Annotated in this window: 16 protein-coding genes; 8 read left to right on the plus strand and 8 right to left on the minus strand. The window is 38.8% G+C overall.

Annotated features, from left to right (window positions below; genetic code table 11):
* The first annotated feature begins 65 nt into the window (after positions 1 to 65).
* Both exaC and AC2SLN_RS05545 read left to right on the plus strand, forming a co-directional pair.
* Positions 66 to 1,592 (plus strand): acetaldehyde dehydrogenase ExaC, encoded by a 1,527-nt coding sequence (exaC, locus tag AC2SLN_RS05540; RefSeq protein WP_486548561.1) that lies wholly within the window; start codon positions 66 to 68, stop codon positions 1,590 to 1,592.
* A gap of 142 nt (positions 1,593 to 1,734) precedes the next feature.
* Entirely contained in the window at positions 1,735 to 2,082 is a 348-nt protein-coding gene (locus AC2SLN_RS05545) for a DUF779 domain-containing protein (protein WP_486548562.1), read from the plus strand.
* Positions 2,083 to 2,476: 394 nt separating this feature from the next.
* Here AC2SLN_RS05545 and tkt read toward each other — a convergent pair whose 3' ends face one another.
* Together tkt and serS are read right to left on the minus strand one after the other, a co-directional pair.
* Positions 2,477 to 4,477, minus strand: a complete 2,001-nt coding sequence (gene tkt, locus AC2SLN_RS05550; RefSeq protein WP_486548563.1) for a transketolase — start codon at positions 4,475 to 4,477, stop codon at positions 2,477 to 2,479.
* A gap of 166 nt (positions 4,478 to 4,643) precedes the next feature.
* Positions 4,644 to 5,930, minus strand: coding sequence for a serine--tRNA ligase (serS, locus tag AC2SLN_RS05555; RefSeq protein WP_486548564.1), 1,287 nt, complete (start codon positions 5,928 to 5,930; stop codon positions 4,644 to 4,646).
* A gap of 246 nt (positions 5,931 to 6,176) precedes the next feature.
* On the opposite strand from serS, the gene AC2SLN_RS05560 reads away from it, so the two are divergent.
* The 4 genes from AC2SLN_RS05560 (at position 6,177) to AC2SLN_RS05575 (ending at position 8,628) form a co-directional block, all read left to right on the plus strand.
* Entirely contained in the window at positions 6,177 to 6,836 is a 660-nt protein-coding gene (locus tag AC2SLN_RS05560) for a YcxB family protein (protein ID WP_486548565.1), read from the plus strand.
* A 354-nt stretch (positions 6,837 to 7,190) separates the two neighbouring features.
* Positions 7,191 to 7,661, plus strand: coding sequence for a Dps family protein (locus AC2SLN_RS05565; protein ID WP_486548566.1), 471 nt, complete (start codon positions 7,191 to 7,193; stop codon positions 7,659 to 7,661).
* 129 nt (positions 7,662 to 7,790) lie between these two features.
* Positions 7,791 to 8,108 (plus strand): IS630 transposase-related protein, encoded by a 318-nt coding sequence (locus AC2SLN_RS05570; protein WP_486548337.1) that lies wholly within the window; start codon positions 7,791 to 7,793, stop codon positions 8,106 to 8,108.
* 16 nt (positions 8,109 to 8,124) lie between these two features.
* A complete protein-coding gene (locus tag AC2SLN_RS05575) occupies positions 8,125 to 8,628 on the plus strand; it encodes an IS630 family transposase (RefSeq protein WP_486548567.1) in 504 nt (167 codons plus the stop codon).
* Between the two features lie 60 nt (positions 8,629 to 8,688).
* On the opposite strand, the gene AC2SLN_RS05580 is transcribed toward AC2SLN_RS05575, so the two are convergent.
* The 3 genes from AC2SLN_RS05580 to AC2SLN_RS05590 all read right to left on the minus strand — a co-directional run bounded on the left by AC2SLN_RS05580 (position 8,689) and on the right by AC2SLN_RS05590 (position 11,889).
* Complete coding sequence (locus AC2SLN_RS05580; protein WP_486549916.1) at positions 8,689 to 9,339, minus strand: DUF2057 family protein; 651 nt, start codon at positions 9,337 to 9,339, stop codon at positions 8,689 to 8,691.
* 128 nt (positions 9,340 to 9,467) lie between these two features.
* Positions 9,468 to 10,283: a DnaA regulatory inactivator Hda gene (hda, locus tag AC2SLN_RS05585; protein WP_486549917.1), complete on the minus strand. Its 816-nt coding sequence runs from the start codon at positions 10,281 to 10,283 to the stop codon at positions 9,468 to 9,470.
* A 505-nt stretch (positions 10,284 to 10,788) separates the two neighbouring features.
* Positions 10,789 to 11,889, minus strand: coding sequence for an AI-2E family transporter (locus AC2SLN_RS05590; RefSeq protein WP_486549919.1), 1,101 nt, complete (start codon positions 11,887 to 11,889; stop codon positions 10,789 to 10,791).
* 374 nt (positions 11,890 to 12,263) lie between these two features.
* On the opposite strand from AC2SLN_RS05590, the gene purM reads away from it, so the two are divergent.
* Both purM and purN read left to right on the plus strand, forming a co-directional pair.
* Positions 12,264 to 13,358: a phosphoribosylformylglycinamidine cyclo-ligase gene (gene purM / locus AC2SLN_RS05595; RefSeq protein WP_486549920.1), complete on the plus strand. Its 1,095-nt coding sequence runs from the start codon at positions 12,264 to 12,266 to the stop codon at positions 13,356 to 13,358.
* Position 13,359: 1 nt separating this feature from the next.
* Entirely contained in the window at positions 13,360 to 14,094 is a 735-nt protein-coding gene (purN, locus tag AC2SLN_RS05600; RefSeq protein WP_486549922.1) for a phosphoribosylglycinamide formyltransferase, read from the plus strand.
* Between the two features lie 261 nt (positions 14,095 to 14,355).
* Here the strand turns inward: purN and AC2SLN_RS05605 are convergent, their stop codons facing one another.
* The 3 genes from AC2SLN_RS05605 to AC2SLN_RS05615 all read right to left on the minus strand — a co-directional run bounded on the left by AC2SLN_RS05605 (position 14,356) and on the right by AC2SLN_RS05615 (position 16,915).
* Positions 14,356 to 15,090: an ABC transporter ATP-binding protein gene (locus AC2SLN_RS05605; RefSeq protein WP_486549923.1), complete on the minus strand. Its 735-nt coding sequence runs from the start codon at positions 15,088 to 15,090 to the stop codon at positions 14,356 to 14,358.
* A gap of 55 nt (positions 15,091 to 15,145) precedes the next feature.
* Complete coding sequence (locus AC2SLN_RS05610; RefSeq protein ID WP_486550093.1) at positions 15,146 to 16,075, minus strand: ABC transporter substrate-binding protein; 930 nt, start codon at positions 16,073 to 16,075, stop codon at positions 15,146 to 15,148.
* Positions 16,076 to 16,183: 108 nt separating this feature from the next.
* Positions 16,184 to 16,915, minus strand: coding sequence for an ABC transporter permease (locus AC2SLN_RS05615; protein ID WP_486550095.1), 732 nt, complete (start codon positions 16,913 to 16,915; stop codon positions 16,184 to 16,186).
* Positions 16,916 to 17,057: the final 142 nt, after the last annotated feature.

A 17,057-nucleotide genomic window follows, 5' to 3' on the forward strand; every position in this document is an offset into this window, starting at 1 on the left:
GCACGCAAAGGATTTTTGCGGCTTTATTGAATTCTATCAATGAGCATAAACAAGGAGTGTCTCACATGCTATACCAATTCCCTAATACAGAAAGTAGCCCAGTCAAATTTCGAGAAAAATACGATAACTTTATCAATGGCGAGTGGGTTGCACCAACCAATGGGGAGTATTTTGAAAACACCAGCCCAGTTGATGGAAAAGTTATTTGTAAAGTAGCTCGTTCAACTAGCGATGATATTGAAAAAGCATTAGATGCTGCTCATGCTGCTAAAGAGGCGTGGGCAAAAACAAGTGTAACTGAACGCGCTAATCTCCTACTTAAAATAGCAGATAAAATGGAAGCCAACCTTGAAAACATTGCTATAGCAGAATGTTACGAGAACGGCAAACCTGTACGTGAAACCTTAATGGCTGATATTCCGCTCGCGATAGATCAAATCCGCTACTTTGCCAGTGCTATACGCGCTCAAGAAGGTGGTATTAGTCAAATTGACGATGACACAGTGGCTTATCACTTTCATGAGCCGCTAGGTGTTGTCGGTCAGATTATCCCTTGGAACTTCCCTATTCTCATGGCAATTTGGAAAATTGCCCCTGCTCTGGCTGCCGGTAACTGTGTTATCCTCAAGCCAGCTGAGCAAACACCAGCTTCTATTTTATATTTATTTGAGACTATAAATATTGCAGAAATACTGCCAAAAGGCGTTATAAATGTTGTTAATGGCTTTGGCGTTGAAGCAGGTAAACCACTCGCTTCAAATCCACGCATTAATAAAGTGGCGTTTACTGGTGAGACCACTACTGGCCGATTGATCATGCAATATGCAAGTGAAAATATCATTCCAGTTACCTTAGAGCTTGGTGGTAAGAGTCCAAATATCTTCTTTGCTGATGTGATGGCTCAGGACGATGAGTTTTTAGATAAGGCCATTGAAGGTTTCGTAATGTTTGCACTTAACCAAGGTGAAGTATGTACCTGTCCTTCACGAGCTTTAGTGCATGAAAGCATTTATGACGAATTTATCAAACGTTGTATTGAGCGCGTCAATGCTATTAAAATGGGTAATCCACTCGATACAGACACTATGATTGGTGCTCAGGCTAGCTCAGACCAATTTGCAAAAATTACTTCCTATCTTGATATTGGCAAAAAAGAAGGTGCAAAAGTATTAGCGGGTGGAGAAGCACGTAAAGGTGTAGGGGATCTTGAAGGTGGATATTATATTCAGCCTACTGTCTTTGAAGGTACTAATGACATGCGCATATTCCAAGAAGAAATTTTTGGCCCTGTCCTTTGTGTGACCAAGTTTAAAGATGATGATGAAGCCATGACTATCGCCAATGACACATTATATGGCTTAGGCGCTGGTATCTGGACACGTGATGTGCATAAAGCATATCGATTTGGTCGGGGCATACAAGCTGGCCGTGTATGGACAAACTGCTATCATCTCTACCCTGCTCATGCTGCATTTGGCGGATACAAACAATCTGGTATCGGCCGAGAAAACCATTTGATGATGTTAGAACATTACCAGCAGACTAAAAATATGCTGGTGTCATATGGCAAAAATGCGATGGGATTCTTTTAAGCTTATGTAATATACCTAAATGAGATACTAAAAAAGTAACTTATAACATAGGATCATAATGCAATCTATCGCACGGTAGATTGCATTTTTTTATAGATATTTGTAATAAAACTAACCGACTAAACCAATAGGAAACAGTAACATGCAAGTTAAAGCAACCGATGCGTGCCTTGAGCTTATTTCATACCTAAAATCTAAACATGGCGACTTAATGTTCCATTTATCTGGTGGATGTTGCGATGGGAGTTCGCCCATGTGCTTTACCTTAGGCGAATTTAAAGTTGGCGACCAAGATGTGCTTATTGGCAAGATTGGAGGTTGTCCATTTTATATGGGTGCCGCACAGCACAAGCTTTGGCAACATACTGATTTAACCATTGACGTGGTAGAGGGTCGCGGCGCTAGCTTTTCATTAGAGATACCCGAAGGTAAACGTTTTATTGTTTATTCCGAGCTATGTGATACAAGTAATGTGATACACGCTATTTGAAAACACGTCATCACTTAATCTGCCTCATAATACTGTCTTTAATGAAGTAGTATTTCTTACCTGCTGGAGCTTTTTAACCTTAAACTTAACTAGACAATCATAATTTATTATTTAGCATTATCCAGATGAATTTGAAACATCTTAACTCTTAACTCTTAACTCTTAACTCTTAACTCTTAACTCTTAACTCTTAACTCTTAACTCTTAACTCTTAACTGCAATCCTGAGAGTAACATTCCAAAAAGTAAATGTCTTAAAGGTAGTCATGTTAAATGCGACAATCTTAAATTTAATAGTCATAAAAGTTGTATATTCGCTTTACCCCTACCATAAAAAAAGAGTTGCTAGATTGCTCCAACAACTCTTTTTTAACTTATGCTTTAGTTGAATCAGTTTATTTAACCAAATCTGTTACCGCTTCAACTACCGCATCAGCCGTGATACCAAACTCTTTATAAAGCTCGCCAGCTGGTGCAGATTCTCCATAGGTGGTCATGCCAATAACCCTACCATCTAAACCAACAAACTTATACCAGTAGTCTACATGTGCCGCTTCAACAGCAACTCGCGCTAAGATATTAGCAGGCAATACAGATTCACGATAGTCAGCGCTTTGAGCAGTAAACACCTCAGCGCATGGCATTGACACAACACGGACACCAATGCCCTGCCCGCTTAACGTTTGATAAGCGTCCATCGCTAAGCCAACCTCTGAGCCCGTTGCAATGATAATGGCTTGTAGTTCGCTCTGTTCTTTAGCGAGTATATAGCCTCCTTTTGCGATATTAGACACTTGCTCGGTATCACGTTGCTGATGTGGTAGGGTTTGACGGCTAAAGATAAGCGCAGATGGTGTGCTGTCAGCTTTTAAGGCTTCTACCCAAGCAGTCGCTGATTCAGTAGCGTCACAAGGTCGCCAAGTGTGCATATTCGGCGTGGTACGTAAGCTCGTTAATTGCTCAACAGGTTGATGGGTTGGGCCATCTTCACCTAGGCCGATAGAGTCATGGGTGTACACATGAATCACACGCTGCTTCATCAAGGCGCCCATACGCACAGCATTGCGAGCATATTCCATAAACATAAGGAATGTCGCTACGTAGGGTATAAACCCACCATGCAAGGCGATACCATTAGCAATGGCAGTCATACCAAATTCGCGCACCCCATAATAGATATAGTTGCCATCAGCGTCAGTCTCGATACCTTTTGCGCCTTTGAATAGGGTTAAATTTGAGCCTGCTAAGTCTGCCGAACCGCCTAATAGCTCTGGCAACATGGGCTGGAACGTATTGATAGCATTAAAACTAGCTTTACGGCTCGCAACGTCTTCTCTTTCATCTTGGCACTGTTGGATATACTCTTGTGCTTTTGCTGCAAAGTCAACAGGTAACTGACCATTTAGGCGACGTATTAATTCAGCAGCCAAGTCAGGATAAGCTTTCTTATAGGCGTCAAACTCAGCATCCCAGTTTTTCTCAAGCGCATAACCTTTTGGCTGCGCATCCCATGCATCATAAATTTCATCATTTAGCTCAAATGGGGCATGCGTCCAAGCGAGTGCATCACGTGTGAGTTTAATTTCATCCTCACCCAATGGTGCACCATGGCTTGATGATTTACCTGCTTTATTAGGACTACCCAAGCCGATGGTTGTTTTACAAATAATCAAACTAGGTTTAGCTGTTTCTGCCAAAGCATCTTCAGTCGCTTTTGTAATGGCATCGGTATCATGGCCATCTACTTTAATGACTTGCCAGCCATATGCCTCAAAACGTTTTTGCGTGTCGTCTGTAAACCAACCTTCAACATTACCATCAATTGAGATGCCGTTGTCATCATAATAAAATACAAGCTTACCAAGCCCTAATGTTCCTGCTAATGAGCAAACCTCATGACTAATGCCTTCCATTAAACAACCATCGCCTAAAAAGGCAAAGGTGTTGTGGTCAATAATTTTATGACCCTCACGATTAAACAGTGCAGCTAGGGTCTTTTCTGCAATTGCAAAACCAACCGCATTCGCAATACCCTGTCCTAAAGGGCCAGTGGTGGTTTCTACACCTGGGGTATAGCCATATTCTGGATGGCCTGGGGTTTTAGAATGTAACTGACGGAAGTTTTTTAAGTCTTCAATGCTTAGATCGTAGCCTGTTAGATGCAACAGGGAGTAGATAAGCATTGAACCATGTCCATTAGACAACACAAAACGGTCACGGTTGTGCCAATTTGGATTTGCTGGATTATGTCTTAAAAATTTGCGCCACACCACCTCAGCGATTTCTGCCATACCCATAGGTGCGCCTGGATGACCAGAATTTGCTTTTTGCACGGCATCAAAAGAAAGAACTCGAATGGCATTGGCTAGTTTGCGTTCCGCTAATGGAGTTGACATAAATTATCCTAGATATTTAATGATTATGGGTTAATAACAAATGAAATATATATAATTAAAACAATTTAAACGTAATAAATTTAGGTACACAGGTAAATGTATTTATTGTGCCTACTTAAAATAAGTAGCTCTCTAAAATCAGTAACACTCTAAAATCAGTAGCAATCTAAACGGTAATCTTATCCTTATTACCCATGAACGGACGCAATACTTCAGGGATAGTAATCGACCCATCCTCATTTTGATGATTTTCCATAATTGCCAGTAAGGTACGACCAACTGCTAAGCCTGAGCCATTTAGAGTATGAACCAGTTCAGTCTTTTTGCCATCTTTTACCCGTGTCCCCATACGCCGAGCTTGGAAGTCGCCACAGTTAGAACAGCTGGAAATTTCACGATATGTATCCTGACTTGGCAACCATACCTCAATATCATAAGTACGCATTGCACTAAATCCCATATCCCCTGTACACAGTTTAACCACACGGTAGGGCAAATCTAATTGCTGCAAAATATACTCAGCTTGACCTGTCATTTCTTCAAGCAGCTCATCTGATTCTGACGATCTAGCAATATTAACCATCTCTACTTTTTCAAACTGATGCTGACGGATGAGACCACGTGTATCTCGTCCATGAGATCCTGCTTCACTACGAAAACAAGGCGTATGCGCAGTCATCTTAATGGGTAGATCTTTAGTTTCCAGCATCTCATCGCGCACTAAGTTGGTCATGGGGACTTCAGCAGTAGGGATTAAATAAAATCCCATATCATCATTGTTAGTGTGATTGGTTAGCTTAAATAAATCATCTTCAAACTTAGGCAACTGCCCTGTACCTCTTAAGCTATCAGAATTCACTATATAAGGTACATAACATTCGGTGTAGCCGTATTTAACGGTATGCGTGTTTAACATGAATTGAATGAGGGCTCTGTGCAGCTGTGCTAATTGGCCAGTCAAGACGTTAAAGCGGCTACCTGTTAATTTTGCAGCATTCGCAAAGTCGAGCATATGCAGACCTTCGCCAATATCGGTATGATCCTTTATAGCAAAATCAAACTGACGCGGGACTCCCCATTTACGCACTTCTACATTATCATCTTCTGATTCGCCAATGGGCACATCATCTGCTGGCAAATTAGGTATTTGCAAAGCCGCAGTGTTAATTTTATCTTGCAATGCCTTTAACGCTTCTTCAGCTTCTTTAATATCGCTACTGATAGTTTGCATCTGAGCAAGTAACTCACTCGCATCTTCTCCATTTTTCTTCAATTGCCCTATTTGTTTCGCACCAGCATTACGTTTAGCCTGCAAGTCTTCAGTGGTTACTTGCAAAGACTTGCGCTCTGTTTCTAACTGTTGCCAAAAATCAATATCCAGCTCATACCCACGAGTGGCTAATTTACTTTTAAGCACTGCTAGATCTTGACGTAATAACTTTGGATTGATCATGCACCTATCCTTTGACGATAATATGTAACGATAATATAAAATATACGATAAAATAATAGGTGCTATGATACCAAGCTCAGTGTTTTTTCACCACGCCCTATCGACGACGAGACCGTATTTTATTGTGATTTAGCCAAATAATGACTAATGTTACCCGCATAGCATAGTAACCGTTCCAATTTACGACGCTTTTCGGTAAGATACTCGCTGACTATTGATACATTTATAACCACATTGAGCATTCTTATGGCATTGTACCCTTACACCCTGCAACCAGTTGAGCTAAATATTTCTGAAGATGAATTTCATCAAGCCCAATACGAGTTGTTTGAACAAACCAACCCCGGATTTTCATTAAAGTCTATCAAAACTAAAGAATGGGCTATCATGGCGGTTACCGTCATTGCTGCTATTGCAGGGCTTATCTTTGTAAAAGGCTATTCCACCATTATATTCTGGCTTATGCTTGCTTTAGTTGTGATTTATCTGTTGATACGAACCCTTGGTATGCAGTGGTATATTAAAAGGGAATTCGAAAAACAAATTGCCGACCAAGAAATGCCTACCGAAATGCGCGATATGAAACTCGGTGTACAAAAACATGGGTTAATTATGAGTATGCCTGCTCCTAACGCGGGTGTACAACCTAATGTGTCAAAAGCAATGCGAGGCATGCAAATGCGCTCGGCCAATACTCAACAAGCAACCATTCCTTGGTCTGCAATAAAAAGCTGGGATGAAACCGATGACTTCATTTTCATGATGTTTGAGATTCAAGGTCAAAAAGGCAGCCAAATCATTCCTAAACGCCTTGAGCAACGTAAATTCCCGATTGAAACCATACGTACACATTTAAAAGAAGTCGTTCCAATTCAGGGTATTCGACCTGATTCTATTGCTCAATAATTGCGTAATGACCGATGAAGTACAACTTGTTTCATTACTTCTCTTAAATATAATATTTCACTACGGCGCGGTATAGAAAAAGTCTATGCCGCTTTTTTTATTGCCTCATATTTATTTCATTGAATATTAGTCATTAATATGTATTAATAGGCATTGTAATCGAATTATAGTTAAACCACTTAATTTTAAGAAACAATATAAGTTATCAATAGTTAAATATAATAAATGATAGTTTTCAGTATGATTCATTAAACTAATCGCTTTTTAATTGTTATTATAATAATCGCTAATAGGGATTGATCTCAAAGAGATTAAATCCCTATCTACTTCTTTTACTAAATAAGGATAATTATTATGAGTACTAATCAAATCGGTCTTGAAAAATCAGATATGTCAGAAGTAATTACTAAGCTTAATAAACTACTGTCTTCGTATCATATTTTTTACATTAATGTGCGTGGTTATCACTGGAATGTAAAAGGTGAGCACTTTTTCTCACTACATGCAAAATTTGAAGAATTGTATACAAGCTTACAAGTTCAAATTGATGAAATTGCAGAGCGTATCTTAACGCTAGGAGGCACACCATTTCATGCCTATAGCGACTTTGCTGAGCATGCTAATATCTCTGAGGACAAAAATGTGTTCGATGGCCGCACATGTGTTGAAGGCGTGGTTAAAGGACTTAAAGAGCTTATTTTAGAACAGCGACAAGTTTCTGAGTTGGCAGGTAATGCAGATGATCAAGGAACAGCTGATTTAGTTGATGACTACGCTCAAGAACAAGAAAAACTAATCTGGATGTATAATGCATTTTTAGGTTAATCTTTACCATATTGCAGTAAATAATGTAAAAATAAAAAGCCCCGTCAATATTTGGCGGGGCTTTTTATTTTCAGCGTATCAAAAACAAAACTATAGTCAGCGAATCGAAAAAGGGTTACACTAAAGTCTATGGCATACTCCAAAGATTACAGACAAATGATACTAGACAACCTAGAAGCAGGCTACAGCTACCGAGAGCTTGTTGAAGAATATCAGATCAGTGCCACTACTATTCAACGCTGGAGGAAAAACCCTGAACCAAAGAAATACCAACGAGCACCAGCGAAAATAGACAACGAGGCACTTATCGCTGACGTTAAAGCACATCCTGATGACTACCATTATGAGCGAGCAAGACGCTTTAATTGTAGCGACAGAGGTATAGCAACTGCCTTAAAGCGTTTAGGTATCACTCAAAAAAAAGACACTACACCATCCGAAGGCTGACGAGGCAAGAAGACAGATATTTCTTGAACAATTGTGGCAATTTGAAAGTGACGGTAGACCTATTATCTATTTAGACGAAAGTGGGTTTAAGGCTCATGACAACAGACCTCATGGCTACTCGTACAAAGGTCAACCATGCTTAGGTGAGTACAATTGGCAACTAAAGAATCAGACGAATGCTATTGGAGCTATCTACAACAACGTACTGTTCAGTGTCGGACTTTACGACAGTAGTATTAATAGTGATGTGTTTCATAGTTGGGTAATGCAGTTATTACTGCCTCAATTGCCTAATGAAAGTGTTATTGTAATGGACAATGCAACTTTTCATAAAAGACAAGATATACAAGAGCTAATCGAAAATGCAGGACATACCATTTTATGGTTACCACCATATAGTCCAGACCTAAACCCTATTGAACAGGTCTGGGCTTGGGTCAAACGTAAACGCAAAGATTGGAGGATAGACTGCATCGATACTTTATTCTTTTATTTCCTTTGGCTCTGTGACTATTTTTAACTTCGCTGACTATACCTAACTTAGCGAAGCACATTTACGTTCGGCTTATTTACCAAACATTTATTTATCAACCCACAAACGAATTTTTTCCCGTTCATCAGGTGTTGCCTGCAACCAAAGCTTCATAAACTTGTCTAAAGTACTTGCATTATCACTTAAAGGAACAGATTGAGTAGCTGGCTGCGAATTAATGGCTGCAATCGTTCTCTGATTAGAGGCTTGAGCAGAATCACCGACACCAATGATTCCGGCAAGTCCTGAAAAAATACTACTATTACCTGTGGTACCTTTAACTTTGGCAATTGTTGTTGAACCATGCATTACCGCTAGAGTCGGTGTTTTAGCATAATCACGTGCTTTCTCATAGTCTTCAGGCTGACCGGGCATGGCTAATCGATAAGTCTGGTTATCTTGCATATCTGCGCTAACCGTGACATTACCAGATCGTAAATAATCGTGATTGTCACCTTGCAAGTCATATAATCGATCATATTTTGCAGTGATAACATGTCTGCCTGGCTGTAACTTAAACTGCTTTCTTAAAGGTTGAAATGCACTTTGATTAATCTCATTACCATTAATTGCCGTTACCTTAATATTGTCATCAACGTCTAAAGTGACCTCAGCGTATGCATAACTAAGAGAAAGAACGCTAATACTGGTTATAGTCATTAAGGTTTTGAGCGGGCTTTTAATCTGAATGTTATTCATGGATAGTCCTTTTATGGATTTTTTACTTATGTATATCTTTGTAATATATAGCTTAGAAATGTAGCACAAAAATTTAAATAAATATATAAATGTTGCTTGTTAAATAAAAACTTGTCCTACCCCAACCACTAAAAATTAAAAGTAATGTTATCTGAACGATAGGCATTATTTTCTTCAGATTTAGACAAATAATCTTCTTGTGCTTCTTGAGTGATATCTTCTAACTCAGCAATTAATGTATGTTCATCAATCATCGCAATGGCTTCATTTATGACCGTTTTAGAGACATGGGCTCTATTTAAATTTGAAAATAAAGGTTGAATAACATTCAATATATCCAGCATTCCCCCAATACGATGGGGCCCTTCATTGAGCAAATGCTCAATAATGCGATTATCAAATTGCCAACCACGCCGGCGCATGACAGACTCTAGTAAGGCTTTTCTATCTGCAAAATCATGACCCTCTGGCACACGAAATGCGGGAGCCTGAATTAGGCGAGTGAGTAAATCTGGAAGTTGGAAAGGAAGTTCACTAGCGGTGGTTCTGGCAGCAAAAATTAACTGGCATTGCCCCTCATAACTACGGTTGATAAGATGAAAGATTGCTTCTTGCCAACTACGACTATGTTTAATAGATTCTAAATCGTCAATAGCAATTAAATCAAAGCTTTCTAAAGAAGCCAATACACTAACATCAGTATTTATTAACTCTTTAAGAGATAGGCAGATTGCCGACTTATCCATCTCCATATAGGATTCACATATGGCAGAAAGTAAATGGGTTTTACCAGTGGCAGCACTGCCATAAATATACATTTGCCCAATAAGACCAACATGTAGTTGTCGAACGGCGTCTATGAGCGTCGTCCATCCTGGACCAGCAAAGTCACTCAGACTTGCATCCTGTCTTACATCTAGATTTAAGCTTAGTTGATTCATCATTACGCTTGCATCTCGATACGGTACATAATATGACACCAATTTTCGATTATAGTTCGTTTTTAAAAACTTATTGGGATTATATTATATTGAAGATAGTCGATAGTAGCATAACGTTTACGTTTGCCATAGCTTATACAGTTAATCGCTTAGTTATACATTATACACGCTATCCGTAATTTTTTCTCATTGTGTCGTCTACACCGAGTTAAATCAAAGGTTTAAGGACTAAATACTCAATAAAGAGACCCAAAGGTATATTGGTATTAAAAAAGATGAGTAGGCTGTGTCTCGTCATTGGCAAATAGTCATTACTAATTAATCTGCTTTATCAGAGCTGTGTGTGATACTAGGCATAAACCTAGACAATATTGCCAGCTTAGCTAGGAGCTAGGCTAACTGACAACAGCGTATAAACGCCATAAACTCAAAAACTCAAAATAGTCACTGCCAATAATCATAAATCATAACCTTGATACAATTTACACTATTTTCAAACCCACCCTAACTATTTAAATAATTTATATTGTTTCTTGCCTCTATAGAACTCTGTTTCTTTATAAGCATTATAAGCATGCTGAAATAAAACGTTGATGACTGCAGACACAGGCAAAGCAATGAGCATTCCAACAAAGCCCAGTAAGCTCGCACCAGCCAATACCGAGAAAATGACCCATAGGGGCGATAATCCAATTTTATCCCCTAAAAGAAGCGGCTGTAATACGTAGCCTTCTATCGCCTGCCCTACCATGAATGCACCGACTATTAGCCCCAAATGAACCCAGTCTAAACCAAATTGGAATAATCCGGCAATGATTGCACCAATAATACCTATCCCTGTACCTAAATAAGGGACAAAACTGGCGATGCCAGCAACCAAGCCAATTATTAGCCCTAATTCTAAACCAATCAATTGCAACTGAACGGCGTATATTACGCCAAGTAAAATCATAACCAACAGCTGACCTTTAACAAAAGCCATTAAAGCTGCATCACAGTCCTTAGCGATTTGAATCACTTTTTGTCTACCTTGACTTGGTAGAGCAAGCTTCCACGATTTAATTCGCTTGTCCCAATTAAATAAATAATAAAAGGTTAAAATCGGCACTAAAATAATGAGACCCGCATTATTAATAACAGTTAAACCCGAATTCATAAGGTTTTTGAATAGTGACTGAGCATCTTCTGCATTGTAATTTTTATTCAAATACTCAACTAAGGTATTTGAAATCTCTTGAGACTGAAGCGGAGGTAATCCAAACCGGCTATGTTGATTAAACCATGCCCTCACGTCTTGATTATACCATTCGACGATACGCGGTACGTAATCCCAAGCAGCTTGAAGCTGTTGCCACAACGTTGGAATAAACCACCATAATAATACACCCAAACCGAGTGAAATGACGCCATAAACAAGTAAAATACCTATCCAGCGCTTCATATAGCGCGATAGAAATGCCACTATTGGATTAAGCAGATATGCAAGAATGAAAGCCACAATAAAAGGCATTAACACTGGGATTAGCTTATATATTAACCACAATGATAAAACCAATAGAGCCGTTATTAGTAGACGTCTAAAAAATGGGTCGATAGTTTGTTGACGCATGATATTTTATCTCAAATAGGCGACTTAGAATTATTTATTGAGTTGAATTGTTCATTGCTGAAATTATTCATTGTTTAAACGACTGCTTAAATAATGGGTTAAATACTTAGTTCAAGAATTAGTTGAATGATAAATGATTATCAAGTTTCTTCTTTTTTTATTGCTAAATATTACTTTAACAAACCATTTTAATCGGTATTAGACTAAACGTTAACTAATATTTAGTCACTTTTTGTTTACTTTGATAGGTAAATTTTGCGACAACACTCTTTATGACTATAATATTTGCCCATCGACCATCACATCCAAGTATAATGACTTTATACTGTCCTACTTCATAACTTCAATATTTGCTTACAAGGTTTGCTAACCCCATGAACCAAAAAAATCTAAACGCTCAAATGGATACGTCATCTAACACGAATAGCTCAACTTCTTTAAGTTACAAAGATGCTGGTGTAGATATTGATGCAGGTAATGCCTTAGTACAACGCATAAAATCTGTTGCAAAATCCACCTCTCGCCCTGAAGTTGTAGGTGGTTTAGGCGGTTTCGGTGCGCTATGCCGTATTCCTACTGGGTACACCTCTCCATTGCTCGTTTCAGGTACAGATGGTGTTGGAACTAAACTGAAGCTTGCTCTACAGCTCAACCGCCACGACACTATCGGTATTGATTTAGTAGCCATGTGTGTTAACGACTTGCTCGTTTGCGGTGCTGAGCCTCTCTTCTTTTTAGACTACTATGCTACTGGTAAGCTAGACGTCGATACTGCTGCTTCAGTAGTTACTGGTATAGGAGAAGGATGCAAACAGTCAAACTGCGCGTTAATCGGTGGCGAGACTGCTGAAATGCCAGGTATGTATCAAGATGACGATTACGACTTAGCTGGTTTTTGTGTGGGCGTTGTTGAAGAAAGCGACGTTATCACAGGCGAAAAAGTAGCCGAAGGTGATGTGCTTATTGGTATCGCATCGAGTGGTGCTCATTCAAATGGTTACTCCCTGATTCGTAAAGTTATTGAAGTCAGTGGTATTGATCTTGCAAATTCTACCGAGCGTTTAGATGGTAAACCCATTACTGATGCTTTAATGGCCCCGACAAAGATTTATGTTAAAGCTATTCAAGCATTGCAAAAATCGGTTGGCAACGAAAACCTTCATGCTATGTCACACATCACAGGTGGCGGCTTTACTGAAAACTTACCACGCGTACTGCCTAATCACTTATCTGCAGAAATCGACACCAAAAGCTGGCACATGCCTGAGCTATTTAACTGGTTGCAAGAGCACGGTAATATAAAACAATCAGAGATGTACCGAACCTTTAACTGTGGTGTCGGCTTTGTCATAGTAGTTCCACACCAGATAGCCGATCAAGTAGTAGAAACTGTCAATCAAACAGGTGAAAGCGCTTGGAGATTAGGCCGTATGATTGCTCGTCAAGATGATGCGGTGGTTTACTTATAATATGAATATAACGTCATCCCTAAACAATACCCTAATCACAGCTGAGCCAAATCACAGCACGCTTTTAAAAGTGGCTGTATTGGTTTCTGGTAATGGTAGCAACTTACAAGTATTGATAGATGCCATGCAGGCAGGCGAGCTTCCGATCCAGATAGTAGGGGTCATTAGTAATAATAATGAGGCTTTTGCAATCACTCGAGCCAAACTAGCTAATATCAACACCACTGTTTTATCGCATATCAAAACTGGCGATAATGCAGGTAAACGTATGGCGATTAAGACTTTTGAGCATTATGCAAATCAGAAGTTAAATGAGTGGCAGCCCGATCTGATAGTGTTAGCTGGTTTTATGCGGGTGTTAAGTGAAGATTTTATCGACTCTGCGCCAGCCCCAATGATCAATCTGCACCCTTCTCTACTCCCTAAGTATAAGGGTCTGAATACGCATCAAAGAGCCTTAGAGGCTGGCGATACGCATCACGGTTGTAGCGTGCATGTTGTGACCGCTGAGCTTGATGCCGGTCAACTATTAACTCAAGCTGTTTTAGAGATAGACGACAACGATGATTCTAATACTCTACAATCTAAAGTACAAAAAATTGAGCACCTGATTCTACCTTGGACAATTTTATTGATTGCTAAAGGTGCAATTGATATTAATACATTGCAACATGATCCTAAATCTCAAAGCTTAAAGTACTTACCAGCACTACCATTAAAACTTTTATTTAACTAAGGGCTAGGCCTGTTGAACCTTCAAACATTAAGACTAGTGAGAGCTAAAACTTTCTAACTTAGAATAATGAAGCATCCAAAATTTCACTGCATATTGATTGAAAACCCATTACTTAATAAAAGCTTCGGCGCCAGTTCCCTTTTTGAGGGATCAACAGACTCTAAATTAGTTTCAATTCCTCTCATTACAGCCTTATAATTTAAATAAAGCTCAAGCGATTATTCACTTGAGCTTTTTTAATATTAAAACCATATGCTAAAACTATTGAGCTTGAATAGCTGCTAATATTTTCCTCTTTAAGGTTAGATATTCCTGACTGTCCAAGAATCCTGCATATTTTGGAATGTCAAACTTGTCCGTCAAATGGGCAGGTGAACCTTTTAGGATATAAATATAATTGGATAAAAAGATAGCTTCATCGATATCATGAGTAATAATTAAACAGGTTAAATCCAGACGCTTTTGTAACTTACTAAACCAACCATACATCTCATCTTTGGTCACAAAGTCGAGTGCTGAAAACGGCTCATCCAGTAGCATAATAGGATTATCACTTAGATAAGTTCTTAAAAGTGCTGCCCGCTGCTTTTGTCCGCCAGATAAACTTTGTGGGTATTGCGTCTCTAAACCTTGCAAGCCAAAATGTACCAACTGAGGATTAACAATCTCTGCAATTTCAACTTTGCTGAGACCTCGTAACACTAAAGGCAAGCTAATATTCTCATAGACTGTTTTAAAAGGTAGTAGTAAGTCTTTTTGTAGCATATAACCCACTGTGCCCGCCTGCCCTGTGGTGTTCCTGCCATTAACCCATACCTGACCATCACTTGGTATAAGCAGACCAGCAGCAATATTAAATAAGGTTGTTTTACCAACACCACTAGTGCCCACAATACTGACCACATCATTTTTTATAATTTCTAAGCTTAATTTCTCAAAAATAGGGTTGGCATTAAACGAGTGGGTTATATTTTCTAAAATGAGCACTTTATCCATCTGTATGACTCAACTTATAAGTAAAAGCATCAATAATCAAACCTATTTGACTAGACTATAAGTAGTCGTTACTCACGCCCGCTTGAGGCGGTAGTGGCTCATCGATCAGTTTATTGTCATAAACCCAATCAAAAAACCTATCCCAACGGTCATAATCAAACTTACCCCACTCGCCATTATCATCTAAATACTGTGTAGATAAATATCTCTGACTCTCTAGAGCAAGCTCTTTATTAATCTCTGGCACATGCTTAATTAAAATCTCTGCACTTTTATCTGGGTTTTTAGCGGCATACACATATCCTTTATTAATGGCGATTAATGCTTTTTTAGCCAGCTCTGGATTTTTGGCTAATAACTCATTATTGGCAATAATAACTGGCGAATAATAGTCGAATACTGGCTCATAATCTTTTAAGAAAAAGAAGTTTGTATCTACACCTTCTATTTTTGAGTGAATACCATCCCAACCATAAAATGCTAAAATATAGTCAAACAGGTTCATACGTAAGGCAACACTAGCATCAGTTGCTTCGCCTGGGATTTTAACTAAGTTATTACCCACAAGCTTGGCAACCGTCGCATCATCAACGGGGTCTTCCCACGTCGAGTAGCGTTTACCATTTAAATCTTTGGGTGTTTGTGCACCTAATGATTTAAGTGACATAAGACCGACTGGATTATGTTGTAAGATTGCCGCTACTGCTGTAATAGGCATCTCTTTTTCCAGTTTTTTTACCATATTTGGCTGAAAGTAAATGCCAAAATCAGCTCTTTTATGAGCAACTAAAGTCGAGGCACTGTCCTCACTAGGCTGAACAATTTTCACGTTGAGACCTTGCTCATCAAAGTAGCCGTTTTCTAAAGCCACATAAAGGCCTGTATGATTGGTATTAGGTACCCAATCTAAACAGATCACAAAGTCAGTCAATTTATCAGCATTGTCAGTGGCTGCAGTATTTTCATCCTTTGGCTGACACGCCATGATGCTAAAGCTACCTAATAACGTTAGCATTAATATTTGAAGTGACCGTAAATATGTTTTTATAGTATTATGTCCTGCTGAAAAAGATTGAGTCATATTGGCTCATCCTTATAAGTATTGGTGTTTAAAAGCACGCGTTTCCAACCATTTAACCAATGAGATTAGTAAAACAGTTAAAAAGCTTATGAAAAATATGACAGCAAACATACTATCTAAATCGTAAGACTTACGAACTCGGGTCATATATACCCCTAACCCATAATATCCACCAAGCCACTCTGCAATAACTGCAGAGATTAAAGCATATGATAATGCAACTTTAAGACCCGTGAAAAAGAAGCCCATAGCTGATGGGATTTTTAAATGGCGATATATTTGATATTTACTGGCTTGCATAGATTTGAATAAATTGAGATGTTCACGGCTGACAGATTGATAACCATCAATCAAGGCAATGGTAATTGGAAAGAATACGGATAAAACAACTAAAACGACTTTAGGGGTAATTCCATATCCAAGCCAAATAATAAGCAGTGGTGCAATTGCAATTGTGGGGATAGTCTGATTTAACAAAATAATCGGATAAACCATCTCTCTTATTGTTTTGGATAAATCCATGCAAATAGATAGAATAAAACTAACGATAAGACCAATAGTAGTACCTAGGAAAGCAGTCGCCAATGTATATTTAGCATGCATCATCAGTAGCTCAAAGTCATCAATAAAAGCCTTTGCTATCTGAACCGGCGAAGGGAGTAAATAATCTGGGATAAACTTTAGTTGGACACACACCTGCCAAATAAGTAAGATTAAAATCACTAAAATATAGCTTTTAACCATACCAACCGTTCTTTTTTTTAGCTCACTCTGTTTATTTGGTAAACGCTTCACAGCTACTCTCGGTCAAGGGGTTATCGACGATATCGTTTTAACATTTTAAGAACCGTGGATTCTAACAAACATAAGCATCCTTAATGAAATT

It is taken from the genome of Psychrobacter sp. CX90 (genome assembly GCF_057396305.2).

Excerpts from the sequence above, each read along its gene's own strand:
- AC2SLN_RS05610 (WP_486550093.1), bottom strand. The coding sequence starts at position 16,075 with ATGGCGTGTCAGCCAAAGGATGAAAATACTGCAGCCACTGACAATGCT.
- serS (WP_486548564.1), bottom strand. The coding sequence starts at position 5,930 with ATGATCAATCCAAAGTTATTACGTCAAGATCTAGCAGTGCTTAAAAGT.
- AC2SLN_RS05570 (WP_486548337.1), top strand. The coding sequence starts at position 7,791 with ATGGCATACTCCAAAGATTACAGACAAATGATACTAGACAACCTAGAA.
- purM (WP_486549920.1), top strand. The coding sequence starts at position 12,264 with ATGAACCAAAAAAATCTAAACGCTCAAATGGATACGTCATCTAACACG.
- AC2SLN_RS05560 (WP_486548565.1), top strand. The coding sequence starts at position 6,177 with ATGGCATTGTACCCTTACACCCTGCAACCAGTTGAGCTAAATATTTCT.
- purN (WP_486549922.1), top strand. The coding sequence starts at position 13,360 with ATGAATATAACGTCATCCCTAAACAATACCCTAATCACAGCTGAGCCA.
- exaC (WP_486548561.1), top strand. The coding sequence starts at position 66 with ATGCTATACCAATTCCCTAATACAGAAAGTAGCCCAGTCAAATTTCGA.
- hda (WP_486549917.1), bottom strand. The coding sequence starts at position 10,283 with ATGATGAATCAACTAAGCTTAAATCTAGATGTAAGACAGGATGCAAGT.
- AC2SLN_RS05565 (WP_486548566.1), top strand. The coding sequence starts at position 7,191 with ATGAGTACTAATCAAATCGGTCTTGAAAAATCAGATATGTCAGAAGTA.
- AC2SLN_RS05605 (WP_486549923.1), bottom strand. The coding sequence starts at position 15,090 with ATGGATAAAGTGCTCATTTTAGAAAATATAACCCACTCGTTTAATGCC.
- AC2SLN_RS05545 (WP_486548562.1), top strand. The coding sequence starts at position 1,735 with ATGCAAGTTAAAGCAACCGATGCGTGCCTTGAGCTTATTTCATACCTA.
- tkt (WP_486548563.1), bottom strand. The coding sequence starts at position 4,477 with ATGTCAACTCCATTAGCGGAACGCAAACTAGCCAATGCCATTCGAGTT.
- AC2SLN_RS05580 (WP_486549916.1), bottom strand. The coding sequence starts at position 9,339 with ATGAATAACATTCAGATTAAAAGCCCGCTCAAAACCTTAATGACTATA.
- AC2SLN_RS05615 (WP_486550095.1), bottom strand. The coding sequence starts at position 16,915 with ATGGTTAAAAGCTATATTTTAGTGATTTTAATCTTACTTATTTGGCAG.
- AC2SLN_RS05590 (WP_486549919.1), bottom strand. The coding sequence starts at position 11,889 with ATGCGTCAACAAACTATCGACCCATTTTTTAGACGTCTACTAATAACG.